General features: G+C 75.1%; 22 protein-coding genes. 14 read left to right on the forward strand and 8 right to left on the reverse strand.

Features of this window, described 5'->3' with window-relative positions:
* Nucleotides 1–90 precede the first annotated feature (90 nt).
* The 4 genes from BJP59_RS05765 to BJP59_RS05780 all read left to right on the forward strand — a co-directional run bounded on the left by BJP59_RS05765 (nucleotide 91) and on the right by BJP59_RS05780 (nucleotide 4492).
* Nucleotides 91–2019, forward strand: a complete 1929-nt coding sequence (locus BJP59_RS05765; protein WP_194522452.1) for a DUF4914 family protein — start codon at nucleotides 91–93, stop codon at nucleotides 2017–2019.
* Between the two features lie 101 nt (nucleotides 2020–2120).
* Nucleotides 2121–3119: a TIGR03557 family F420-dependent LLM class oxidoreductase gene (locus BJP59_RS05770; RefSeq protein ID WP_085388145.1), complete on the forward strand. Its 999-nt coding sequence runs from the start codon at nucleotides 2121–2123 to the stop codon at nucleotides 3117–3119.
* Nucleotides 3116–4036, forward strand: a complete 921-nt coding sequence (gene cofE, locus BJP59_RS05775) for a coenzyme F420-0:L-glutamate ligase (protein ID WP_194522453.1) — start codon at nucleotides 3116–3118, stop codon at nucleotides 4034–4036. Before BJP59_RS05770 ends, cofE begins: the two co-directional genes overlap by 4 nt.
* Before the next feature lie 66 nt (nucleotides 4037–4102).
* A complete protein-coding gene (locus BJP59_RS05780; protein ID WP_085388143.1) occupies nucleotides 4103–4492 on the forward strand; it encodes a hypothetical protein in 390 nt (129 codons plus the stop codon).
* A gap of 28 nt (nucleotides 4493–4520) precedes the next feature.
* Here the strand turns inward: BJP59_RS05780 and BJP59_RS05785 are convergent, their stop codons facing one another.
* The 4 genes from BJP59_RS05785 to BJP59_RS05800 all read right to left on the reverse strand — a co-directional run bounded on the left by BJP59_RS05785 (nucleotide 4521) and on the right by BJP59_RS05800 (nucleotide 7285).
* Nucleotides 4521–4886: a VOC family protein gene (locus BJP59_RS05785; RefSeq protein WP_086151368.1), complete on the reverse strand. Its 366-nt coding sequence runs from the start codon at nucleotides 4884–4886 to the stop codon at nucleotides 4521–4523.
* Between the two features lie 102 nt (nucleotides 4887–4988).
* Nucleotides 4989–6200 (reverse strand): AI-2E family transporter, encoded by a 1212-nt coding sequence (locus BJP59_RS05790; protein ID WP_194522454.1) that lies wholly within the window; start codon nucleotides 6198–6200, stop codon nucleotides 4989–4991.
* A 60-nt stretch (nucleotides 6201–6260) separates the two neighbouring features.
* Nucleotides 6261–6854: an HhH-GPD-type base excision DNA repair protein gene (locus BJP59_RS05795; protein WP_137280287.1), complete on the reverse strand. Its 594-nt coding sequence runs from the start codon at nucleotides 6852–6854 to the stop codon at nucleotides 6261–6263.
* Nucleotides 6851–7285 (reverse strand): nitroreductase family deazaflavin-dependent oxidoreductase, encoded by a 435-nt coding sequence (locus BJP59_RS05800; RefSeq protein WP_194522455.1) that lies wholly within the window; start codon nucleotides 7283–7285, stop codon nucleotides 6851–6853. The genes BJP59_RS05795 and BJP59_RS05800 overlap by 4 nt, the downstream gene beginning before the upstream one ends.
* 50 nt (nucleotides 7286–7335) lie before the next feature.
* On the opposite strand from BJP59_RS05800, the gene BJP59_RS05805 reads away from it, so the two are divergent.
* Nucleotides 7336–7839 (forward strand): metallophosphoesterase family protein, encoded by a 504-nt coding sequence (locus BJP59_RS05805; protein WP_194522456.1) that lies wholly within the window; start codon nucleotides 7336–7338, stop codon nucleotides 7837–7839.
* Between the two features lie 4 nt (nucleotides 7840–7843).
* Here the strand turns inward: BJP59_RS05805 and BJP59_RS05810 are convergent, their stop codons facing one another.
* Nucleotides 7844–8794: an AraC family transcriptional regulator gene (locus BJP59_RS05810; protein WP_194522457.1), complete on the reverse strand. Its 951-nt coding sequence runs from the start codon at nucleotides 8792–8794 to the stop codon at nucleotides 7844–7846.
* Nucleotides 8795–8924: 130 nt separating this feature from the next.
* Here BJP59_RS05810 and BJP59_RS05815 point away from each other — a divergent pair, with 130 nt between their 5' ends.
* From BJP59_RS05815 to BJP59_RS05830, 4 genes are all read left to right on the forward strand, one after another.
* Complete coding sequence (locus BJP59_RS05815) at nucleotides 8925–9857, forward strand: SDR family oxidoreductase (protein WP_228485293.1); 933 nt, start codon at nucleotides 8925–8927, stop codon at nucleotides 9855–9857.
* Nucleotides 9854–10321: an anthrone oxygenase family protein gene (locus BJP59_RS05820; RefSeq protein WP_194522458.1), complete on the forward strand. Its 468-nt coding sequence runs from the start codon at nucleotides 9854–9856 to the stop codon at nucleotides 10319–10321. Before BJP59_RS05815 ends, BJP59_RS05820 begins: the two co-directional genes overlap by 4 nt.
* Nucleotides 10322–10388: 67 nt before the next feature.
* Nucleotides 10389–10832 (forward strand): CoA-binding protein, encoded by a 444-nt coding sequence (locus tag BJP59_RS05825; RefSeq protein WP_021483339.1) that lies wholly within the window; start codon nucleotides 10389–10391, stop codon nucleotides 10830–10832.
* A 2-nt stretch (nucleotides 10833–10834) separates the two neighbouring features.
* The gene (locus BJP59_RS05830; RefSeq protein WP_076406409.1) at nucleotides 10835–11260 is read left to right on the forward strand and encodes a TIGR03667 family PPOX class F420-dependent oxidoreductase; all 426 of its coding nucleotides are present in this window, start codon (nucleotides 10835–10837) and stop codon (nucleotides 11258–11260) included.
* 7 nt (nucleotides 11261–11267) lie between these two features.
* Here BJP59_RS05830 and BJP59_RS05835 read toward each other — a convergent pair whose 3' ends face one another.
* Genes BJP59_RS05835 through BJP59_RS05845 form a run of 3 tightly spaced genes read right to left on the reverse strand, consistent with a single transcriptional unit; the run spans nucleotide 11268 to nucleotide 14232 of the window.
* A complete protein-coding gene (locus BJP59_RS05835) occupies nucleotides 11268–12110 on the reverse strand; it encodes a putative F420-0 ABC transporter ATP-binding protein (RefSeq protein ID WP_442861532.1) in 843 nt (280 codons plus the stop codon).
* Nucleotides 12086–13180, reverse strand: coding sequence for a putative F420-0 ABC transporter permease subunit (locus BJP59_RS05840; protein WP_194226808.1), 1095 nt, complete (start codon nucleotides 13178–13180; stop codon nucleotides 12086–12088). The genes BJP59_RS05835 and BJP59_RS05840 overlap by 25 nt, the downstream gene beginning before the upstream one ends.
* Nucleotides 13177–14232 carry a putative F420-0 ABC transporter substrate-binding protein gene (locus BJP59_RS05845; RefSeq protein WP_194522459.1) on the reverse strand — a complete coding sequence of 352 codons (1056 nt, stop codon included), beginning with the start codon at nucleotides 14230–14232 and terminating at the stop codon, nucleotides 13177–13179. The genes BJP59_RS05840 and BJP59_RS05845 overlap by 4 nt, the downstream gene beginning before the upstream one ends.
* Nucleotides 14233–14428: 196 nt before the next feature.
* On the opposite strand from BJP59_RS05845, the gene BJP59_RS05850 reads away from it, so the two are divergent.
* From BJP59_RS05850 to BJP59_RS05870, 5 genes are all read left to right on the forward strand, one after another.
* Nucleotides 14429–15268: an SDR family oxidoreductase gene (locus BJP59_RS05850; protein WP_194522460.1), complete on the forward strand. Its 840-nt coding sequence runs from the start codon at nucleotides 14429–14431 to the stop codon at nucleotides 15266–15268.
* 88 nt (nucleotides 15269–15356) lie between these two features.
* Nucleotides 15357–16925, forward strand: coding sequence for a molybdopterin-dependent oxidoreductase (locus BJP59_RS05855; protein ID WP_194522461.1), 1569 nt, complete (start codon nucleotides 15357–15359; stop codon nucleotides 16923–16925).
* Nucleotides 16926–17284: 359 nt separating this feature from the next.
* A complete protein-coding gene (locus BJP59_RS05860; RefSeq protein WP_194522462.1) occupies nucleotides 17285–17524 on the forward strand; it encodes a hypothetical protein in 240 nt (79 codons plus the stop codon).
* 245 nt (nucleotides 17525–17769) lie between these two features.
* Nucleotides 17770–21219 (forward strand): isoleucine--tRNA ligase, encoded by a 3450-nt coding sequence (ileS, locus tag BJP59_RS05865; protein WP_194522950.1) that lies wholly within the window; start codon nucleotides 17770–17772, stop codon nucleotides 21217–21219.
* On the forward strand, nucleotides 21216–22637 hold the full coding sequence (locus BJP59_RS05870; protein ID WP_194522463.1) for a bifunctional folylpolyglutamate synthase/dihydrofolate synthase: 1422 nt from the start codon (nucleotides 21216–21218) through the stop codon (nucleotides 22635–22637). Before ileS ends, BJP59_RS05870 begins: the two co-directional genes overlap by 4 nt.
* The last annotated feature ends 143 nt before the right edge of the window (nucleotides 22638–22780 follow it).

Consider the following 22780-nt stretch of genomic DNA (forward strand, 5'->3'; position numbering starts at 1 on the left):
AATGGTCATCGAGTCGTAATCTGCACGCAAAGCGACAGGTGCTCGTGGGCGCACCTCGACCCGATCCCCGCGCCGACCCCTGGAGCACCCATGACCGCCACGACCACCGACCGCACGCGCGCCGACGGGGCGATCCCGCCCGGCGTCGTCCTGCCGCCCGCCCTCGCCGCCGCGCTCGCGGCGTGCCCGCGCCTCGTCGTCCCCGCCTCGCGCGAGGAGCTGTACCGCCTCGCGCTCGGGCCCGACGGCGGCCCGCGGTTCGCCGTCGAGTACGACGCCGGGGGCGAGCGCGTCGTCGAGGCGGAGGTCGTGCGGTGCCGCAACGGGATCGCGGTGAACTACCCCGAGGACTACATGCGCCGCCGGGACCCGGACTGCATGCGGATCGCCGACGACCTGCCGACCGACAAGCCGCGCTACCGGGACGTCTTCGGTGCGGAGTTCGGCCCGGTCAAGGACGAGACGCTCGCGTGGCTCGCGGCGCAGGAGCTCGTCGTCGTGCCGTTCCGCGCCGGCGGGCGCACGCACGGCTACCCGTCGCTCGCCGTCTGCCCCGTCAACGCGGCGTTCTTCGCGCTCGCCCTCGTCGACCTCCAGGGCTGGGCCACGTTCGACGAGCTCGGCCCGTTCGCGCCGCGCTCGATCCTCTACGTCGCGCCGCCGCTGCGCCACACCCGGTTCGGCGGGCGCCAGGTCGTCGTGCACGACCGCTCCGAGACGCTCCACGAGGTGTTCGCCTACAACCTCTACCCCGGGCCGAGCGCCAAGAAGGGCGTGTTCTCGGTCCTGCTCGACGTCGGCGAGCAGGAGGGCTGGGTCACGGCGCACGCGTCGTCGGTCCGGGTCACCACGCCGTACGAGAACGAGACCGTGATCATGCACGAGGGCGCCTCGGGCGGCGGCAAGTCGGAGATGTGCCAGGACCTGCGCCGCCAGGAGGACGGCAGGATCCTGCTCGGCACGAACGTCGTCACGCGCGAGCCGTACGTCATCACGCTGGGGGAGACGAGCGCGCTCGCCCCGGTCACCGACGACATGACCCTGTGCCACGCCGCGCTCCAGACCGGCGACGGCCGCCTCGTGGTGACCGACGCCGAGGAGGGCTGGTTCGTGCGCGTCGACAACCTCACCGGGTACGGGCAGGACGCGCACCTCGAGCGCGCGTGCATCCACCCCGACGTGCCGCTCGTGTTCTTCAACATCGACGGCGTCCCCGACGCGACCGTGCTGCCCTGGGAGCACTCGCTCGACGCCGACGGCCGGCGGTGCCCCAACCCGCGCGTCGTGGTGCCGCGGCACCTGCTCACCGACGTCGCCGGGCCGGCCGAGGTCGACGTGCGCACGTTCGGCGCCCGGATGCCCGCCTGCACGCGCGACCACCCCACCTACGGGATCATGGGCATGACCCACGTGGTGCCCGCGGCGCTCGCCTGGATCTGGCGGCTCGTCGCGCCGCGCGGCGACAAGAACCCGTCGATCGGCGAGTCCCGCACGGCGACGGAGGCGCTCGCCCACGGCGGCATGGTCGCCGAGGGCGTCGGGTCGTACTGGCCGTTCGCGACGGGGACGAAGGTCGCGGCGGCGAACCTCCTGCTGCGCCAGCTCGTGGAGACGGACCGGACGCGCTACGTGCTCACCCCCAACCAGCACATCGGCGCCTACCGCGTGGACTTCGCGGCCGAGTGGCTCACGCGCGAGTACCTCGCGCGCCGCGGCGGGGGCCGGCTGCGGCCGGACGAGCTCACGCCCGCCCGCTGCCCCCTGTTCGGCTACACGCTCACGGAGATGAAGATCGACGGCCAGCTCGTGCGCCCGACCTTCCTGCGGCCCGAGCTGCAGTCCCAGGTGGGGGTCGAGGCCTACGACGCCGGGGCGCGGATCATCACCGACTTCTTCGCGAGCGAGCTCCGGCAGTTCCTCAGCGACGACCTCGACCCGCTGGGTCGCCGGATCATCGAGGTCTGCCTGCGCGGCGGCTCGGTCGAGGAGTACGCGGACCTGACGCCGCTGTACGTCTGACGCGCCCGGTCCGGTCCTCGCCCGGCGAGGACCGGACCGGTGCGGGACGGGCGCCGGCGTCCGCTCGCCCAGGACGGTCCGCGGAGGGTTAAGGTCGGCCCATGGGTCTGACGATCGGCTACGCCGCCATGCTCGAGCAGTTCCACCCGACCGAGGCCGTCGCGCTCTCGGCCTACGCGGAGGAGCACGGCTTCTCCGGGACCATGGCGGCCGACCACTTCCAGCCGTGGGTCCCGGCGCAGGGCGAGTCGTCGTTCGTGTGGAACGTGCTCACGGCGCTCGGCGAGCGGACCCGGGGCGACCTGGGCCCCGGGGTCACCGCGCCGACGTTCCGCTGGCACCCCGCGATGGTCGCCCAGGCGTCGGCGACGCTCGCCGCGATGTACCCCGGCCGGCACTGGCTCGGGCTCGGCTCGGGCGAGGCGCTCAACGAGCACGTCGTCGCGGGCTACTGGCCAGAGGCGCCCGAGCGCATCAACCGCATGTTCGAGGCGATCGACGTCATCAAGAAGCTGTTCCAGTCCGGGCTCGACAACAAGGACGTCAAGCACTCCGGGCAGTTCTACAAGATGGAGTCCACGCGGCTGTGGACCATGCCCGAGGTCGCGCCCGAGATCCTCGTCGCGACCGCCGGCCCCGTGACCGCGAAGCGCGCGGGCCGCCACGCCGACGGACTCATCACCGTGGGGGCGCCGCTCGAGAAGATCTCCATGCTGTTCGGCAAGTTCGACGACGGCGTGCGCGAGTCCGGCCGCGACCCCGAGGCGATGCCCAAGGTGCTCCAGCTCCACCTCTCCTGGGCCGCGACCGACGAGGAGGCGCTCGCGAACGCGATGACCGAGTGGCCCAACGGCGGCATGAAGTTCCCCAAGGCGGACATCCGCTCTCCGCACGACTTCGAGCAGATGGCCAAGCTCGTGCGCCCGGAGGACTTCGAGGGTCGCATGGTGATCTCCGCCGACCCGGACGAGCACCGCGCGTACATCCAGAAGTTCGTCGACCTCGGGTTCGACCGCATCTACCTGCACAACGTCGGCCGCAACCAGCGCGAGTGGATCGAGGTCTTCGGTCGCGAGGTGCTCCCGAAGCTCGCGCGATGAGCGAGCATGCCGCACCCGGCGGGCCCGACGGCGGCGCGGGCCCCGGCCGGTCCGCGCGCCTCACGGTGTGGGCGCCCGAGGGCCTCGGCGAGGTCCGGCCGGGCGACGACCTCGCCGCGCTCGTGGGCGACCTGCTGGCGGGGGAGGCGCTCGCGGACGGCGACGTCGTCGTAGTGACGAGCAAGATCGTCTCGAAGGCCGAGGGACGCGTCGTGGCCGCGGCGGACCGCGAGCAGGCGATCACGGACGAGACGGTGCGCGTCGTCGCGACGCGCGAGCGTCCCGGCCAGCCGCCGCTGCGCATCGTCGAGAACCGGCTCGGCCTCGTCATGGCCGCGGCGGGTGTCGACGCCTCGAACACCCCGGAGGGCACGGTCCTGCTGCTCCCGCTCGACCCCGACGCCTCCGCGCGGGCGCTGCGGGGCGCGCTCCGCGAGCGGTTCGGCCTCGACCGGCTGGGCGTCGTCGTGACGGACACCTCCGGCCGGGCGTGGCGCGACGGCCTCGTCGACATCGGCATCGGGGCAGCGGGGGTCGTCGTCGCGGAGGACCTGCGCGGCGGCGTGGACTCCCACGGGCGGCCGCTGTCGGTGACCGTGACCGCCGTCGTCGACGAGGTGGCGGCCGCGAGCGAGCTCGTGCGCGGCAAGGCGGCGGGGCGGCCCGTCGCCGTGGTGCGCGGGCTCGGCCGGTACGTCGGGAGCGAGGACGGTCCGGGCGCCCGCGTGCTCGTGCGCGGCTCGGGCGACGACCTGTTCCGCGAGGGCAGCGCCGAGGCGTACGCCCGCGGGCAGGCCGACGCGCGCCGCGAGCAGGGGGACGACGCCGCGCGGGAGGCCGCGTACGCCGACGGCTACCGCGCCGGGTTCGCCGAGGGGTACCGCGAGGGCTCCGGGAACGAGCCGGTCGAGGACTGAGGCGGGGCGCGCCCGCGGCGGCGAAACCCCTGGCGTGCGCCCCGTCGTCGCCGCTAGCCTGCCCGGATGCTCCCCTCCGACTGGATCGCGCACCGCCGCCCCGACGACCGCGAGCACGTGGGCTGGATCCGCCCCGAGGGCGACGCCTGGGTGGCCGTGTCGCTGCTCGGGCACGAGCTCACCGGCCCGGTCGACTGGCTCGAGGCGGAGGAGGCGCTCGACGCGAGCAGCCTCGCGTGGCTCGCCGACGTCTGGGTGCTCGAGCAGGACGACGCGCCGCCGCTGCGGGTCCGGCTCGTCGAGGTCACGCCGGACGGCGTCGTCGTGCAGACGGACGACTTCGGGGCGATCGACGTCCCCGTCGAGCGCTACGACCTCCCGTGGCCGCCCCCGCCCACGCTGCGGCCGCGCCGGCCCGACGACCCGGACGGCCGCGTGCTGTCGCCCCGACCCTGACGGCCGTGCGGCTGCGCGCCGCGCGCGGTCAGCCCGCGTCCGTCGTGCCCTCGTAGAGACCGATCTGGTTCCCGTCGGCGTCCTCGAACGCGGCCCACCACGAGGTGGGGCTGATCTGCGACTTCTCCAGCACGACGCGCCCGCCGAGCTCACGGACCTTGGCGAGCGTCTCCTCGATCGAGTCGACCTCGACGTAGCTGCGCGGGCTCGTGAACCCCTCGGACCGCGGGGCGAGGCCGCCGCCGCTGATCTTGTTCGGGGCCTGCCACATGGGGTAGCCCTCGAAGCCGGGCACCTCCGCGATCTCCCAGCCGAAGAGCTCGCCGTAGAACTGCGTGGCCCTGCCGTTGTCGCTCACCGGGATGTCGATGTGCGTGATGTCTCCGTGCGCCATGGTTCCTCCCCGTGCCGGTGACGGGCGGACACCCGCCGAGCACCAGCCTAGGGACGGCGGTGCCGCGCGCACCAGGGCCCTGGGCGGACCGTGCGACGGGGGTCAGCGCTCGTCCGGCGCGGGGGAGCGCTCGGCGGCGGAACCCTCAGGCTCCACCTGAGGGTCGGGTCCGGGGTCCGCGCGCTCCGCCGGGGCGGCGTCGTCCTTGTCCGGCACGGCGTCGGCGGCGGGAGGGGAGCCCGCGCCGCGCGGGTCCTCGGCGGGCCGCGGCGCGTCGTCGCCGGAGAGCCACCGCAGCCAGCCCGAGCCCGGGTCGGGCTCCAGCACGAGCGCCCGGACGAGCAGCGTGAGCGGGATCGCGAGGATCGCCCCGAGCGGCCCGATGACGAACGTCCAGAAGACGACGGAGACGAAGCTCAACGTGAGGCTGAGGTTCACCGCGTCGGCGACGAACTTCGGCTGGACGAGGACCTGGAGCACGACGTTCACCACGCAGTAGACCGCGACGACGGCGAGCGCGAGCTGCCAGCCCCCGACCACGAACGCCATGACGACGGGCGGCACGAGCCCCAGGACGAAGCCGATGTTCGGGATGAAGTTCGTGACGAACGCGAGGATCGCCCACACGGTCGGGGCCGGGACCGACAGGAGCCACAGGGCGACGCCGTCGATCACGGCGACGACGGCGCCGAACGACGCGTTGACCACGAAGTAGCGGCGCACCCCGCCGCTGAACCGGGTCGCCCGGTCGACCGTCGCGGCGCGCTCGGCGCCGAACACCGAGCCGGCGGTGGAGTACCGCGCGGCGTCGGCGGCCATGAAGATCGCGTAGGCGAGCACGAAGAAGAACGCGGTCGCGATGCCCAGGGCCATGCCGGACACGTTGCCCGCGAGGCTGACGACGCGTCCCGGGTCGAGCCACGACGTGGCCGCCTCGGCGATGTCCGTGTCGATGCCGACCGCGGCGAGCTGGTCCACGACGTCGTCGACCGCGCGCACGAGGGCCGGGAGGTACTCGCGGACGAGGTCCACGAACCGGACGCCCGCGAACGCGAGCATCGCGACGAGCGCCGCGAGGATGAGGTACGCGACCGTGACGACGGCGGACGTCGCGGCCCACCGCGGCCAGCCCCGGCGCTCCAGGGGGAAGCGCACGGGGTGGCAGATGATGACGATGACCGCCGCGAGGAACATCGGGGCGAGGACCTCGCGGGCGGCGTGGACACCGGCGAGAACCACGACGCCGGCGGCGAGGGCCAGGAGTGTGCGCGTGGCGGGAGGGAGCCCCGGGGCGGGAGGCGTCGTCGTGGTCACGCGCCGACGATAGCCGCCGGGGTGCGTCGCGCACCCGGGCGTCCGCGCGCGGCGCGGCGGTCAGCCCTTCGCGGCCTTGGCGGCGGCCTTCTGGGCCTTCTTGAACGTGCGGACCTCAGCGAGCGACTCGGGGCTCGTGACGTCGGCGATGGACCGGCGCGAGCCCTCGTCCCCGTAGTGGCCGGCGGCCTCGCGCCACCCCGCGGGCCGCACGCCCCGCTGCTTGCCCAGGAGCGCGAGGAAGATGCGCGCCTTCTGGTCGCCGAACCCGGGCAGCGCCCGCAGGCGCGCAAGCACCTCCGCGCCCGTCGGCTCGCCGTCCGCGCCCGGCGCGGTCCAGATCCGGGTCGCATCGCCGTCGTACTCGTCGACGACGACGCGCGCGAGCTCCTGCACCCGGCCCGCCATCGACCGCCCGTAGCGGTGGATCGCGGGCGGCGTCGTGGCGAGCGTGACGAACGCGTCGGGGTCGGTGTCCGCCACGGTGCGCGGGTCGATCGAGCCGAGGCGGTCGCGGATCTTGCGGGGCCCGGCGAACGCGTGCTCCATCGGGTACTGCTGGTCGAGCAGCATCCCCACGAGGAGCGCGAACGCGTCGTCGCTGAGCAGCGCGTCCGCGTCGGGGTCGCCGGTGATCCAGAGCTGGTCGGTCATGCCCCCATCATGGCAGCCGGCTGCCCGGGTGCCCGGCGCAGCCGTCCGGTCCGGAACTCGTCGACGCCCGCGCGCCGGAGGATCGCGCTCGTCCAGCCGGGCAGGAGCCGCAGGCCGTCCGCGCCGGTCACGCGACGCACGTCGTCGACGACGTACCCCACGCCGCGCCGCTCGAGGACGAACTCCCCGGCCGCCTCGACGTTGCGGACCCAGTCCACGTCGGGGCCGTACGTGAGGGCGAACGCGACGCGGACCGGACCGGTCGGGTCGTCGCGGTAGGCGAACGCGAAGACCGGGGTGCGGTACTCCCGCCCGCTGCGCCGCCCGACGTGGCGGACGACGGCCATCGGCCCGACGCCCGTCGCGACGCGGAGCATGACGGGGTTGAGGAAGCGCCTGTTGCTGCGGGTCACCCAGCGCGGGATCGGCATGGGCCCATCGTCACCCGGCGTGCCCCCGGACCGCGACCTATCGTGGCGGCGTGCCCACCCGACTCCTCCTGCTCAGCGACACGCACGTCCCGGTCCGCGCCCGGGCGCTCCCGGACCAGGTGTGGCGCGCGGTCGACGACGCGGACGTCGTCGTGCACGCGGGCGACTGGGTGAGCGCCGACCTGCTCGACGCGCTCGAGGCCCGCGCGGCACGCCTCGTCGGGGTCGCGGGGAACAACGACGGCCCCGACCTGCACGCACGCCTGCCCGAGGTGGCGCGCACCACGGTCGAGGGGCTGCGGCTCGCCGTCGTGCACGAGACGGGCGGGAAGGACGGGCGTGAGCGTCGCGCCGACGCCGCGTTCCCCGACGTGGACGTGCTCGTGTTCGGGCACAGCCACATCCCCTGGGACACGACGTCGCCGGGCGGCCTGCGCCTGCTCAACCCCGGATCGCCGACGGACCGCCGTCGGCAGCCGGTCGGGACGTTCCTCACGGCTGTCGTCGACGACGGCGCGCTGCGGGACGTCGAGCTCGTGCCCGTCCCGCGCTGAGTGCTCACGCCGCGCCGGCGCGCGCCCGGTGCTCCGCCGGGCTCACGCCGCGCACGCGCTTGAACGCGGCGCTCAGCGCGAACGGCGTCGCGTACCCGACGGCGCGCGCGACCGCGGAGAGCGTCGCGTCCGGCTCGAGGAGGAGGTCGGCGGCCAGGTCGAGCCGCCAGCCGGTGAGGTAGCCCATCGGCGGCTCGCCGACGAGCGCCGTGAAGCGGCGCGAGAACGCCGCGCGCGACAGCCCCACCTCCCGCGCGAGCGCGTCGAGGGTCCAGGCACGCGCCGGGTCGTGGTGGATGAGCCGCAGCGCGGCCCCTACGACGGGGTCGGCATCGGCGCGGTACCAGCCGGGCGCGTCGTCGCGCGAGAGCCACGTGCGCAGGCACGAGATGAGGAGGAGGTCGAGGAGGCGGTCGAGCACCGCCTCCTGGCCGGGGAGGTCCTGCACGACCTCCCGGGCGAGCATCTCGACGAGCGTCCCGTCCACGTCCCCGCGGCGCAGGATCACGCGCTGGGGCAGCACGCGCAGCACCCGGCGCCCGACCTCGCCGTCGAGCGGGTACGTGCCCGTGACGATGACGGTCTCGCCGTCCGGGTCGTTGCCCCACGACCGCACACCGAGCACGGTCATGGGGGAGGGGCCGCCGTCGACCGCCCGGCACATGTCGGACGCCGGGCCGACGACGACCTGGGGTGCCGTGGACGGCGCGTCGGCGACGACGTAGTGGTCCGGGCCGCGCAGGAGCACGACGTCGCCCGCGGCGACGTGCTCGCCCGGGTCGGACGACGTGCCGCCGGCCCCGGGGCCGACCCACCCGGACCCCCGCAGGACGGGCACGATCGTCAGCGGTGCCTCGTCCTCGATGCGCATGCCCCACGGCGCACGCAGGTGGCTCCGCAGGAGGAAGGCGCCGCGGGCGCGCGGCCCGTCGAGCAGCCCGGCGACGACGTCCATCGCGCCAGCGTACGCCGCGCGCGGCGAGACGATCGCGTATGCGCGCGAGCCGGTCGGCCATGGAACGTCTCGCGGCGCGGGGGTTGGGTGGGACCCGTACCGCTCCACCCGCCGCACCTCGGGAGACACCATGCCTGCCTCGACCCCGCCCACCGCCGCCGCCCCGTCGGCGGCACCCGCCCGCACGTCGGCACCCACGGCGGTACCGGCACCTGCGCCCGGCACCGTGCTGGTGCTCGGCGCGACCGGCAAGACCGGCCGCCGCGTCGCCGACCGGCTCGACGCGGCCGGCGTCCCCGTGCGCCGGGCGTCGCGCTCCGGCGACGTGCGCTTCGACTGGGACGACGACGCCACCTGGGGGCCCGCGCTCGCGGGCGCCACGGCCGTGTACGTCGCGTACGCGCCCGACCTCGCGGTCCCCGGCGCCCCGGAGACCGTGGCCCGGCTCGCGGCCCGCGCGCACGACGCCGGTGCGCGCCGCCTCGTGCTGCTCTCGGGGCGCGGCGAGGACGAGGCGCAGCGCGCGGAGGAGCTCGTCGGCGCGGCGTTCCCGGCGCGCACGGTCGTGCGGTGCGCGTTCTTCGACCAGAACTTCAGCGAGAGCTTCCTCCTCGAGCCCGTGCTCGACGGCGTCCTCGCGCTCCCGGTCGACGACGTCGCGGAGCCGTTCGTCGACCTCGAGGACGTGGCCGACGTCGCGGTCGCGGCCCTCACGGACGATGCCCTCGCGGGACGCGTCCTCGAGCTCACCGGGCCGCGCGCGCTGACGTTCCACGAAGCGGTCGCGGAGATCGCCGCCGCGAGCGGGCGCGACGTCCGCTACGAGCCCGTCGCCATGGAGGCGTTCGTCGCGGGCCTCGCCGCGGCCGGGCTGACCGACGACGTCGTCGACCTCATGCGGTACCTCTTCACCGAGGTGCTCGACGGGCGGGGGACCCCCGTGGCCGACGGCGTCCGCGTCGCGCTCGGCCGCGAGCCGCGGGACTTCCGCGAGTACGCGGCGCGCGAGGCGGGCGCGTGGGCCGCCGGTGCCGGCACCCGCACGGTGGAGACCACGCCATGACCGCGTTCGCGACCCTCGTCGTGGCGGCCACCGTCGCGACGGGGCTCGCGGGCGGCGTGCTCTTCGCGTTCTCGACGTTCGTGATGGGCGGGCTGCGCCGCCTCCCGCCGGGCGAGGGCGGAGCCGCGATGGTCGCGATCAACCGCGACGCGCTCCGGCCGCCGCTGATGCTCCTGCTCGCCGCGAGCGTCCTGCTCCCCGCGGCGGCGGCCGTCGTCGGGCTCGTCGCCGGCGCGGCCGGGGCGGGGTGGGCGCTCGCGGGCGCGGTGGTGGCGGTCGTCGGGGTGCTCGGCGTGACGGCCGTGGGCAACGTCCCGCTCAACGAGCGGCTCGACGCCGCGGCGCGCGAGGGCGACCTGGCGGCGGCGTGGACGGCGTTCCTGCCGCGCTGGCTCGCGTGGAACCACGTGCGGACGGTGGCCGGCGCGGCGTCGAGCGTGCTGCTCGCCCTCGCGCTGGTCTGAGGTGCGCGGGTGCCCGCGCCGGGTCCCGCCGCGGAATAGCCGCGGCCGGGACCCGGTTGCGCACGACATGAGCGACGTCACAGCGGCCGTGCCGGCCGACGAGCAGGACACCGTCCGTCGGGTCCTGGAGGGCACCGAGACCTGGGCCGTCGTCGGCCTGTCGAACAACACCGCGCGCGCCGCGTACGGGGTCGCGCGCGTGCTGCAGCAGCACGGCAAGCGGGTCGTGCCCGTGCACCCGTCGGCGGAGACCGTCCACGGCGAGCAGGGGTACGCGAGCCTCGCGGACGTCCCGTTCCCCGTCGACGTCGTCGACGTGTTCGTGCGGTCCGAGCTCGCGGGCGACGTGGCCGACCAGGCGATCGCGATCGGCGCGAAGGCGGTGTGGTTCCAGCTCGACGTGATCGACGAGGACGCCGCGCGGCGCGTGCGCGACGCGGGCCTCGACATGGTCATGGACCGCTGCCCCGCGATCGAGCTGCCGCGCCTCGCCGCGGCCGAGGAGGCCTGACCGTGCCCGCGGTCGACACCACGACGCGCCTCGGCTCACGCGCTGCGGCGCGGCTCGCCGACGAGCAGGTCGTGTGGCTCGTCACCGTGGACCCGCACGGCACGCCGCAGCCGACGCCGGTCTGGTTCCGCTGGGACGGTGCCGACGAGATCGTCGTGAAGTCCCAGCCGCGCACGGCCAAGCTGCGCAACGTCCGCGCGAACCCGCGTGTCGCGGTGCACCTCAACAGCACCCCGTCGGGCGGCGACGTCGTCGTGCTCACCGGCACGGCGTCGGTCGACGACGACGGTCTCTCGGCCGCGGAGCGCGCGGCGTACGACGCGAAGTACGACGACGGCATCCGCGGCCTCGGCACGACGCCCGACGGCTTCCACGACGACTACGCCGTGACGTTGCGCGTGCGCCTCGAACGGCTGCGCGGCTTTTGAGCGTTCCTCAGGCCGGGGGCTCGAACGTCAGCACCGGCCTGCCGGTGCGCGGGTGCCTGAGGACCTCGCACCGCACGCCGTAGACGGGGTCCAGCACGTCGGGCACGAGCACGTCGTGGACGTCGCCCGCCGCCACGACGCGGCCGTCCGCCAGCACGACGACGTGGTCGCACGTCTGGGCCGCGAGGTTGAGGTCGTGGAGCGCGGCGAGCACGGTGACGCCGTCGTCCGCGAGGTCGCGCAGGACGCGCATCGTGTCGAGCTGCGCGGCGATGTCGAGGTGGTTGGTCGGCTCGTCGAGCAGCAGGAGCGCGGGCTCCTGCGCGAGGGCGCGCGCGAGGTGCACGCGCTGGCGCTCGCCGCCGGAGAGCGTCGCGACCTCACGGTCCGCGAACCCCGCCATCCCGACGCGGGCGAGCGCTGCGCGGGCGAGGTCGCGGTCGGTCGCGGAGTCACACGCGAGGAGCGAGCGGTGCGGGATGCGGCCGAGCAGCACGGCGTCGAGCACGGAGAGCGGGAGGTCGGTCGTCGCGTCCTGCTCGACGAGCGCGAGCACCCGCGCCCGCTGCCGGCGCGGCAGCGCGAGCAGGTCGGCGCCGTCGAACCGCACGCGGGCGCCGTCCCGGCCCGGGTCCGCCGACGGCGCCCGGACGCCCGCGAGCACGCGCAGGAGCGTGGACTTCCCGGAGCCGTTCGGGCCGAGCAGCCCGCTCACCGCCCCCGCGGGCGCGGTGCAGTCGACGCCGTCGAGGACGAGGCGACCGTCGACCGACCACGACACGCGCTCCGCGTCGAGCCCGGTCGTGCCCACGACGGCGGGGGCGCTCACGCGGTCCTCCGTCCGCGCCACAGCAGCAGGGCGAACACCGGAGCGCCGATCGCGGCGGTGACGATGCCGACGGGCAGCTCGCGCGGCGCGAAGACCGTGCGCGCGAGCGTGTCGGCCCAGACGAGGAACGTCGCGCCGAACAGCGCGGAGAGCGGGAGGAGCAGCCGGTGGCGCGCGCCGGTGAGGAGCCGGACCGCGTGCGGCAGGATCAGGCCGACGAACCCGATGGACCCCGACTGGGACACGAGCGCGCCGGTGAGCAGCGCGACGCCCACGAGGAGCGTCCAGCGCACGCGCGCGACGTCGACCCCGAGCGCGGAGGCCGCCGTGTCGCCGAAGGTGAAGGCGTCGAGCACCGAGCCGGTCGACGCGAGCAACGTCCCGAGCACGAGCGTCGCGCCGCCCGCGACCGCGACGGAGGTCCACGTCGCGCCCGCGACGGACCCCATGAGCCACGACAGGATCTCGCGGTACGAGTCGCCGGTCGCGGACCAGAAGATGACGAAGCTCGTCGCGGCCGCCGCGAGCTGGCTCACCGCGAGCCCGGCGAGCACCGTCCGCGTGGGCGTGAGCGCCCCGAGCGCGCCCGCGAGCCCGAGCGCGGCGACGAGTGCGAGCACCGCGCCGCCGAAGGCCGCGACGGGGAGCAGGACCGTCCAGCCCGCGACCAGCACGAGCACGGCGCCGAGCGACGCGCCGGACGACAGCCCGAGCAGGTACGGGTCGGCGAGCGGGTTGCGCGTGAGCGACTGCATGACGACGCCGCACACGGCGAGACCGGCCCCCACGGCCGCGGCGGTGAGCACGCGGGGGAGCCGCAGCTGCCACACCATGCCGTCCTGCAGGGCGCCGAGCGGCTCCAGGCCCAGCAGCCCGCCGAGCCCGAGGTGCGTCGCGACCGAGCGCCAGACCTCGCCGACGGCGAGGTCGGCCGGCCCGATCGTCACCGTGACGAGCACCGTCGCGACGAGCGCGACGACGCCGGCCGGCACCCACCAGGCCGCGCCGCGCCGCGCGCGACCGGCCGGGCCGGTGCCGTCCGGGCGACGGTCGGCCGCGGCGGGCGCGGGCCGGGTGCGCAGGGTCGTCACAGGTCGAGCGCCTCCAGCTGCGCGGCGAGGTCGACGACGGCGTCGACGTTGCGCACGCCCGCCTCGGTCGCCGGGAACGGGATCGTCAGGTAGCGGCCCTCGCGGACGGCCGTCATCTCGGCCGTGGCCGGGTTGGACTCGAGCCGCTCGATCTTCGCCTCGGCGGTGTTCCAGGCGGCGTCGACGAGGACGAGCACGTCCGGGTCGGCGGCGACCGCCTCCTCCCACGCGTACGACGTCCAGGTGTCGTGCACGTCGCCCGCGACGTTCTCGAGCCCGACGGCGTCCATGATCATCTGCGGCGCGCCGATGCCCGCCCCGACGTACGGGATGTCGTCGCCCGACGAGTACCACAGGGCGGTCAGGCCGCGGTCGTCGCGGACGACGCCGTCGAGCGTCGCGCGCTGCTCCGCGACGAGGTCCGCCGCGGCGTCCTGCGCGTCGAAGATCGTGCCCACCTCGGTGATCTCGGCGAACACGTCGTCGAACGTCAGCGGGTCCGGCATGTACTCCGGCGCCTTGCACGCGGCGGGGGAGACGTAGGTCGCGACGCCGAGCTGCGCGAGCGTCTCGCGGTCGCCGGCGCCGTCGGCCGTGAGGTTGGACTCCCAGCCCGCGTAGACGAGGTCGGGCTCGGTCTCCAGGACCGCCTCGGCACCCGGGACCTGGTCCGAGAGCGGCTCCACGACGGCGGGGACGTCCGCGGCGGCGTCGGCCAGCGACTCGGGCACCGGCCCGTCGGCGAACGCGCTCGCGACGATCCGGTCGCCGAGCCCGAGGGCCAGGAGCATCTCCGTGGTGCTCGACTTGATCGTCACGACGCGCTCGGGCGCAGCGTCGAACGTCACCTCGAACCCGCAGTCGTCGAGCGTGAGCGGGTACGCGGTGCTCCCGGGCGTGCTCGACGACGTCGCGCCGCCCGCAGAGGTCGGGTCGCCCCCGGGCGTCGTGCCGGACGAGCAGGCGGCGAGCACGAGGGCGAGCGCCGACGCGCCGACGGCGGTGCGGACGGGTCGGCGGGAGACGAGGGACGGCGTGAGGCGCGAGGGCACGGAGCTGCTCCGGGTGCGAGGCGGGGAGAGAGCCGGACGGCGGTCCCCGGGCGGGGACGCGGGCTCTCCAGGGTCGGACGCGCCATCTCGCGTCGGGCGGACCCGCGACCCAAGGACGAGGTCGCTCCGGCGAACGATCGAGGGGTTCGCGGTCCGTCGTCCAGCCTACACACGCGACCGTGACAGAGTGTGCGTCGTGACCGAGACGTCGAACCCGCCCGCCCCCGCTCCTGCGACCCCGCCCCTGCGCGCCGTGGTGACCGGTGCGTCGTCGGGCATCGGGGAGGCGTGCGTGCGGTTCCTGCGGGCCCGCGGCTGGGACGTCGTGGCGTTCGCGCGCCGTGCGGACCGGCTCGCCGAGGTCGCGGAGCGCACGGGCGCCCACCCCGTGGTGGGCGACGTGACCTCCGACGACGACGTCGCGCGCCTCGTCGCCGAGGCGGGCGCCCGCGGGCCCGTGCACGCGCTGCTCAACATCGCGGGCTTCGGCCTCGGCGTCGACCCGGTCGACGAGGCCAAGATCGACGAGTGGCGCGCGATGTACGAGACGAACGTGCTCGGCACCGTGCGCGTGACCCAGGCGTTCCTGCCGCTCCTGCGCGCGTCGCGCCGCGGCGACATCGTGCTCATGACGTCGACCGCGGGCCACGACACGTACGTCGGCGGCTCCGGCTACGTCGCGTCCAAGCACGCGCTGCTCGGCGTCGCGAAGACGCTCCGCCTCGAGCTCGTGGGCGAGCCGATCCGCGTCATCGAGATCGCGCCGGGCCTCGTGCACACGCCCGAGTTCTCGCTCAACCGCTACCACGGGGACCAGGCCGGGGCCGACGCCGTCTACGAGGGTGTCGTGGACCCGCTCACCGCCGACGACGTCGCCGACGTCGTGACGTTCGCCGTCACGCGCCCGCACCACGTGAACATCGACTCGCTGATCCTGCGGCCCGTCGCGCAGGCCTCCACCTACTCCCTGTGGCGCGCGCCGCTCGTCCCGAAGGGCGTGGAGCCCACGCCCGACGCCGACGCGTCCGCCCGCTGACCCCGACCCGTCCGGGAGCGGCGCCGCTCCGAACCGAGGATGGCGCCCGGGGCCGGCCCGGCGTCTACTGGACCACGGGAGGACGCGCATGACGGGGCAGCGGCAGGCAGCCGGGCAGGCGGGCGGACGGGCGGCGCTCGCGGGCGTCGTCGCGGCGGCCGTCGGGTTCGCCGTCGCCGAGCTCGTCGCGGCCGTCGTCGCGCCCGGGTCGAGCCCGTTGTTCGCCGCCGGGGCGGGCGTCGTCGACGCGGTGCCGGGGCCCCTCAAGGACTGGGCCGTCGCGACCTTCGGCACCGCGGACAAGGCGGTGCTGCTCGGCGTCATGGGCGTCGTGCTCGCCGCGGGCGCGGCCCTCAGCGGCTGGCTCGAGCTCCGCCGCCCGCCGTCCGGCGCGCTGCTCCTCGCCGCCGTCGGGGTGGTCGGGGCGGTCGTCGCCGCCACCCGGCCGGGCGGGGACGTGGCCTGGGCGCTGCCCAGCCTGGTCGGCGTGGGGGTCGCCGTGCTGCTGCTGCGCGCGACGCTCCGGACGCTGCGCGGCCCTGCCGCGCCCTCCGGCTCCGACGACGCGACGACGACGTCCGGCGGCCTCGACCGCCGCCGGTTCCTCCTCGTCACGGGCCTGGCGGCGGCGGCGGGCGTCGTCGCGCTCGCGACGTCGCGCGCGGTGTCCGCCGGCTCGCGAGCCGTGACGGCCGCGCGCGACGCGCTGCGGCTGCCCGCCCCCGCGACCCCGGCCCCCGCCGTGCCCGCCGGGGCGGACCTGCGCGTCCCCGGGCTCGCGCCGTACGTCACCCCGAACGCGGACTTCTACCGCATCGACACGGCGCTGCGCGTGCCGCAGGTGGACCCGGCGTCGTGGACGCTGCGCGTCTCGGGACTCGTCGACGACCCGTTCGAGATCACGCTCGACGAGCTGCTCGCGCTCCCGCTCGTCGAGCACCACCTCACGCTCACGTGCGTGTCCAACGAGGTCGGCGGGGACCTCGTGGGCAACGCGCGGTGGCTCGGGTACCCGGTGCGCGAGCTGCTCGCGCGCGCGGGAGTGCAGGACGGCGCCGACATGGTGCTCTCGACGAGCGCCGACGGGTGGACGGCGAGCACGCCGCTCGACGCCCTCACCGACCCCGACCGGGCGAGCCTGCTCGCCGTCGGGATGAACGGCGAGGCGCTGCCGGCCGAGCACGGGTTCCCCGCCCGGCTCGTCGTGCCCGGGCTGTACGGCTACGTGTCCGCGACGAAGTGGGTCACCGAGCTCAAGGTCACGACCTTCGCCGACGACGTCGCCTACTGGTCCACGCGCGGGTGGTCGGAGCGGGGACCGATCAAGCTCGCGTCGCGCGTCGACACCCCGCGCGACGGCGCGGCCGTGGAGGCGGGGGAGGTCGTCGTCGCGGGCGTGGCGTGGGCCCAGCACACGGGCGTCGAGGGCGTCGAGGTGCGCGTGGACGACGGCCCGTGGCGCGCCGCGACGCTCGCCGCCACGGTCGGCCCGGACACGTGGCGGCAGTGGTCGTACGCGTGGGACGCGACGCCGGGGGAGCACCGGCTGACGGTCCGCGCGACCGACGCGGACGGGCGCACCCAGACGGCCGACGTCGCCCCGCCCGCGCCCGACGGCGCATCGGGCTGGCACGAGGTCGCCGTCCGCGTCCGGTGACCGGCCCGGCCCGTGCCTGGAACAGGGGAGCAGGCGAGGGGCAGGCGAGAGGCCCGGGTCCTGGACCGGAGGTTGTCCCGCGACGGGCGTGCTGGCACCATGTGCGGGTGACCTCCGCGCGCCCCACGAGCAGCACGCTCGTCCTCGCGCGCCCGCTGGTCCTCACCGCCACCTGTTGTTGAGGGCTCGCGGCGCCCTGCGCAGCCTCGACCTGGTGTCCGCGAGCAGCCTCCCGCCCCTCCCTCCCTGCGACGGGGCGTGACGGTCGCCGGTCCCGCGCCACGGCTCAGCGATGAGTCCGACGCCACGACCGGGTCTGCACCCACGGACGCCAGCCGAGCACAGGACGCGAGACCACCATGTACGTTCCCCCGCACTTCCCCCGCTACCGCCCGACCACGGTGCCGTCCCCGGCGCCCGTCCTCGCCGCGCCGCCCGCGGACGCGCCGCCGCTCACGCTCGAGTGGCTCGTCGCGCGCGACATCGACGCCTACACCGCGCGCCGCCGGGCGGCGGCTACCATGGAGGCACAGGCGTCGACCCGGCCATCACCGGCGAGCCTCCGGAAGAACGGGAACCCCGCCGCGGGGCAGGCCTGACGGCCCGCGGCAGGTCCTCACTAGACCCGGACGGGTGGGCCCGTCACAGCCTGCGACGAGCGGTCGGCGACCGCCCGTGGTGCCCGACGGCGTCGGGCGCCTGCGGGCACGGCGCCGGCAAGCGAGGTGGTACCGCGGCGAGCCCGCCCCAGGTGGGGGAGTCGTCCTCGCAGGAGAGCACGACCGACCCGTACCACCACGGCGGACACCCCGCCGACCGCTACCTCACCGGAGTCCTCGAGACCATGGCCTACCCGCTGCACCGCGCACCCTCGTCCGCCGCCGCCGCGCACCCCGGAGCCGCGTTCGGCGTCCCCGCCTCCCCGGACCTGCCCGCGATCGAGCGCGAGGTCCTCGCCTACTGGGAGGCGGACGACACGTTCCGCGCCTCGGTCGAGCGCAACCCCGCCGGGGAGAACGGCAGCAACGAGTTCGTCTTCTACGACGGCCCGCCGTTCGCCAACGGCCTGCCCCACTACGGGCACCTGCTCACGGGCTACGCGAAGGACGTCGTGCCGCGCTACCAGACGATGCGCGGCAAGCACGTCGAGCGTCGCTTCGGCTGGGACACGCACGGCCTGCCCGCCGAGCTCGAGGCGATGGACCAGCTCGGGATCAAGACCAAGGAGGAGATCCTCGAGCTGGGGATCGAGCGGTTCAACGACGCGTGCCGCGCGTCGGTGCTCAAGTACACGAGCGAGTGGCAGGACTACGTGACCCGCCAGGCGCGCTGGGTCGACTTCGAGCACGACTACAAGACGCTCGACCCGACGTTCATGGAGTCGGTCCTGTGGGCGTTCAAGCAGCTCTACGACAAGGGCCTCGTCTACGAGGGCTTCCGCGTGCTGCCCTACTGCTGGAACGACCAGACGCCGCTGTCGAACCACGAGCTGCGCATGGACGAGGACGTGTACCAGGTCCGCCAGGACCCGGCGGTCACCGTCGGCTTCCGGCTCGAGACGGGCGAGCTCGCGCTCATCTGGACGACGACGCCCTGGACGCTGCCGTCCAACCTGTTCGTCATGGCTGGCCCCGACGTCGAGTACGTCGTCGTGGAGTCGTCGTTCACGGGCGTCAAGGAGCGCTACGTGATCGCCGCGGAGCGCCTCGAGGCGTACGCGCGCGAGCTCGCCGACGAGGGCGTCGAGGACGTGACGACGCAGGTCGTCGAGCGGCTCACGGGCGCCGACCTCGTCGGGCGGTCGTACACGCCGCCGTTCTCGTACTTCGCCGGGCACGCCGGTGCGCACCGGGTCGTCGAGGCCGACTTCGTCACGACCACGGACGGCACCGGGCTCGTGCACAACGCCGGCGCGTTCGGCGAGGAGGACAAGGTCGTCTCCGACCGCGAGGGCGTCGAGCCGGTGCTGCCGGTCGCGTCCGACGGCAAGTTCGTCTTCCCCGTCGTCGACTACGAGAGCCTCCAGGTCTTCGACGCGAACGCGCTCATCATCGACCACCTCAAGGGCCGCACGCGCCACGACGCCGCGGCCGCACAGGGGGAGGAGACGCCGGACCTCCCGCTCGGCGCGACGAGCCCCGGCACGGTGCTGCTGCGCCGCGAGTCGTACGCGCACTCCTACCCGCACTGCTGGCGCTGCCGCAAGCCGCTCATCTACATGGGCGTGTCGTCGTGGTTCGTCGCGGTGTCGAAGTTCAAGGACCGCATGGTCGAGCTCAACGAGCAGATCTCCTGGACCCCCGACCACATCCAGCACGGCCAGTTCGGCAAGTGGCTGGAGAACGCGCGCGACTGGTCGATCACGCGCAACCGGTTCTGGGGGAGCCCAGTGCCGGTGTGGCGCTCGGACGACCCGCAGTACCCGCGCGTCGACGTGTACGGCTCGTTCGCCGAGATCGAGCGGGACTTCGGCACCCTCCCGCGCAACGAGAAGGGAGAGCCGGACCTGCACCGGCCGTTCGTCGACCGCCTCACGCGCCCCAACCCGGACGACCCGACGGGCCGCTCGACCATGCGCCGCGTCGAGGACGTCATGGACGTCTGGTTCGACTCGGGCTCCATGCCCTACGCGCAGGTGCACTACCCGTTCGAGAACACCGACTGGTTCGAGCACCACAACCCCGGCGACTTCATCGTCGAGTACATCGGCCAGACGCGCGGCTGGTTCTACACGCTGCACGTGCTCGCGACCGCGCTGTTCGACCGTCCGGCGTTCCGCTCGGCGGTCTCGCACGGCATAGTGCTGGGCTCCGACGGCCGCAAGATGAGCAAGTCGCTGCGCAACTACCCGGACGTCAACGAGGTCTTCGACCGCGACGGCTCCGACGCGATGCGCTGGTTCCTCATGAGCTCGCCCATCCTGCGCGGCGGCAACCTCGTCGTCACCGAGGACGGGATCCGCGACGCGGTGCGCCAGGTGCTGCTCCCGCTGTGGAGCACGTACTACTTCTTCACGCTGTACGCCAACACGTCGAAGGCGCAGGCGCGCGCGGGCGAGCCCGTCGAGCCCGCCGGGTACGTCGCGCAGAAGGTCGCGCCCGAGCGCGTGGCCGGGCTCCCGGCCCTCGACCGCTACCTGCTCGCCCGGACCCACGACCTCGTCGTGCGCGTCACGGGGCAGCTCGACGCGTACGACATCGCCGGCGCGTGCGAGACCGTGCGCGAGCACCTCGACGTCCTGACCAACTGGTACGTGCGCACCCAGCGCGACCGGTTCTGGGCGGAGGACGCCGACGCGTTCGACACGCTGTACACGGCGCTCGAGACGCTCACGCGCGTCATGGCGCCGCTCGCCCCGCTGCTCGCGGAGGAGGTGTGGCGCGGCCTGACCGGCGGGCGCTCGGTCCACCTCACCGACTGGCCGGCGTCCACCGAGGAGGTCGGCGAGCGGTTCGTCGGCGAGGACGGCTCGTCCGCCGTGGCCGTGCGTCACGTCCCGGACGCGTCCCTCGTCGCCGACCCGGCGCTCGTCGCCGCGATGGACGAGGTCCGCGCCGTCGCGTCGGCCGCGCTCGGCCTGCGCAAGGCGCACCAGCTCCGGGTGCGCCAGCCGCTCGCGCGGCTCACGGTCGTCGTGGACGACCCGGGGGCGCTCGCGCCGTACACGGACCTGCTGGCGCGCGAGCTCAACGTCAAGGCCGTCGAGCTCGAGTCGACCGACTCGGACGCCGCGGAGCGCTTCGGCATCACGCAGCGCCTCGCGGTCAACGCCCGCGCCGCGGGCCCGCGCCTGGGCCGCGGGGTCCAGGCCGTCATCAAGGCGGCGAAGGCCGGTGCGTGGCGCGTGGACGAGGCCGGGGAGGTCGTCGTGACGACGGACGACGGCGACGTCGCGCTCCTGCCCGCGGAGTACGAGCTGACGACCGTGGTCGCCGACCGCGGCGTCGCCGAGGGCGAGGCGCCGAGCGTCGCTGCCGCGGTGCTCGCGAGCGGCGGGTTCGCCGTCCTCGACCTCGCGCTCGACGACGCGCTGCTCGCCGAGGGCTACGCGCGCGACGTGATCCGCGACGTGCAGGACGCGCGCAAGGCCGCCGGGCTCGACGTCGCCGACCGCATCCGGCTCTCGCTCGACGTGCCGGGCGAGTGGCTCGTGGCGGTCGAGGAGCACCGCGACCTCGTCGCGCGCGAGACGCTCGCGGTCGAGGTCGTCGTCGAGACGTCGCCGACCGACGTGCGCTCCGTGCGCGTCGAGAAGGCCGACGGCACCGTCCCGGACACGGCGGTGATCCTGTGAGCGCCCCGCGCAAGGACCCCGGTGCCGCACGACGGCAGAGCGCGAAGGACGCCCGCGCGGCGGCGGAGGACGCCGCCGCGCAGGCGGACCTCGAGCGCGTCTACCAGCACATCGTGTCCCGTGCCCCCGAGCACGACTTCGACCCGACGATCGACCGGGTGCGGCGCCTGTTCGAGCTGCTGGGCGACCCGCAGCACGCGTTCCGGACGATCCACCTCACCGGGACCAACGGCAAGACGAGCACCGCGCGCGTCGCCGAGCGCCTCGTGCGCGAGCACGGCCTGCGCACCGGCCTGTTCACGAGCCCGCACCTGACGAGCGTCACCGAGCGGATCGTCGTCGACGGCGAGCCGCTCTCGCCGCGCCGGTTCGTCGAGGTGTGGGAGGACGTCTACCCCTACGTGCAGGTCGTCGACGCGGAGCTCGCGGAGACCGGGCAGTCGCAGCTCAGCTTCTTCGAGGTCCTCACGGGCGTGGCGTTCGCCGCGTTCGCGGACACGCCCGTCGACGTCGCGATCGTCGAGGTCGGCATGGGCGGCGAGTGGGACTCGACCAACGTGGTCGACGCGGAGGTCGCCGTCGTGACGCCCGTCGCGCTCGACCACGAGCGGTGGCTCGGGAGCACGCTCGAGGAGATCGCGACGGTCAAGTCGGGCATCGTCAAGGAGGGCGCGACCGCCGTCTCGGCGGCGCAGCGCCCCGAGGTCGAGGAGGTGCTGCGTGCCCGGGCGGAGCGCGTCGGCGCGCGCCTGCTGCGCGAGGGCGTCGACCTCGACGTCGCCGCGCGCCAGGTCGCGGTCGGCGGCCAGCTCCTCGACCTGCGCACGCCCGCGGCGCTCTACACCGAGGTGTTCCTCCCGCTGCACGGCGAGCACCAGGCGCACAACGCGCTGCTCGCGCTCGGCGCGGTGGAGGCGTTCCTCGGCGGCCGGGCGCTCGACGGCACGCTCGTCGAGGCGGCGTTCGCGGACGTCACGTCGCCGGGCCGGCTCGAGGTCGTGCGGTCCAGCCCGACCGTCCTCGTCGACGCGGCGCACAACGCCGCGGGGGCCGAGGCGCTCGCGACGGCGCTCGGCGAGGCGTTCGACCTGCGCCACCTCGTCGGCGTCGTCGCGATCATGGCCGACAAGGACGCCGAGCCGCTCCTCGCGGCGCTCGAGCCGGTGCTCGCGGAGATCGTCGTGACGCGCAACAGCTCGGAGCGCTCGGCCGACCCGACGGAGCTCGCCGAGCTCGCCGCCGACGTCTTCGGCGAGGACCGCGTGCACAGCACCGAGCGCCTCGACGAGGCGCTCCAGGTGGCGGTCGACCTCGTCGAGCGCGACGACGCCGTGGGCGTCGGCACGGGCACGGGCGTCCTGGTCACGGGCTCGGTCGTGACGGTGGCGGACGCGCGCGTCCTGCTCGGTCGCGGCTGACGCCCGGACGCCGCGCGGCGCGCGGCGGCCGGGTGTTTGATGGAGGCGACGACGGCGGCGGGCGCGCCGGGCGCGGCCTGCCGACGTCGCGGGGGCTGTCGGCGCCCGGAGCACCGGGCGCACGGACCGATGGAGGGATGACC

This window comes from Cellulosimicrobium sp. JZ28, assembly GCF_015327065.1.
GTDB lineage: Bacteria > Actinomycetota > Actinomycetes > Actinomycetales > Cellulomonadaceae > Cellulosimicrobium > Cellulosimicrobium funkei.

Excerpts from the sequence above, each read along its gene's own strand:
- BJP59_RS05765 (WP_194522452.1), top strand. The coding sequence starts at position 91 with ATGACCGCCACGACCACCGACCGCACGCGCGCCGACGGGGCGATCCCG.
- BJP59_RS05770 (WP_085388145.1), top strand. The coding sequence starts at position 2,121 with ATGGGTCTGACGATCGGCTACGCCGCCATGCTCGAGCAGTTCCACCCG.
- cofE (WP_194522453.1), top strand. The coding sequence starts at position 3,116 with ATGAGCGAGCATGCCGCACCCGGCGGGCCCGACGGCGGCGCGGGCCCC.
- BJP59_RS05780 (WP_085388143.1), top strand. The coding sequence starts at position 4,103 with ATGCTCCCCTCCGACTGGATCGCGCACCGCCGCCCCGACGACCGCGAG.
- BJP59_RS05785 (WP_086151368.1), bottom strand. The coding sequence starts at position 4,886 with ATGGCGCACGGAGACATCACGCACATCGACATCCCGGTGAGCGACAAC.
- BJP59_RS05795 (WP_137280287.1), bottom strand. The coding sequence starts at position 6,854 with ATGACCGACCAGCTCTGGATCACCGGCGACCCCGACGCGGACGCGCTG.
- BJP59_RS05800 (WP_194522455.1), bottom strand. The coding sequence starts at position 7,285 with ATGCCGATCCCGCGCTGGGTGACCCGCAGCAACAGGCGCTTCCTCAAC.
- BJP59_RS05810 (WP_194522457.1), bottom strand. The coding sequence starts at position 8,794 with ATGGACGTCGTCGCCGGGCTGCTCGACGGGCCGCGCGCCCGCGGCGCC.
- BJP59_RS05815 (WP_228485293.1), top strand. The coding sequence starts at position 8,925 with ATGCCTGCCTCGACCCCGCCCACCGCCGCCGCCCCGTCGGCGGCACCC.
- BJP59_RS05820 (WP_194522458.1), top strand. The coding sequence starts at position 9,854 with ATGACCGCGTTCGCGACCCTCGTCGTGGCGGCCACCGTCGCGACGGGG.
- BJP59_RS05825 (WP_021483339.1), top strand. The coding sequence starts at position 10,389 with ATGAGCGACGTCACAGCGGCCGTGCCGGCCGACGAGCAGGACACCGTC.
- BJP59_RS05855 (WP_194522461.1), top strand. The coding sequence starts at position 15,357 with ATGACGGGGCAGCGGCAGGCAGCCGGGCAGGCGGGCGGACGGGCGGCG.
- BJP59_RS05860 (WP_194522462.1), top strand. The coding sequence starts at position 17,285 with ATGTACGTTCCCCCGCACTTCCCCCGCTACCGCCCGACCACGGTGCCG.
- ileS (WP_194522950.1), top strand. The coding sequence starts at position 17,770 with ATGGCCTACCCGCTGCACCGCGCACCCTCGTCCGCCGCCGCCGCGCAC.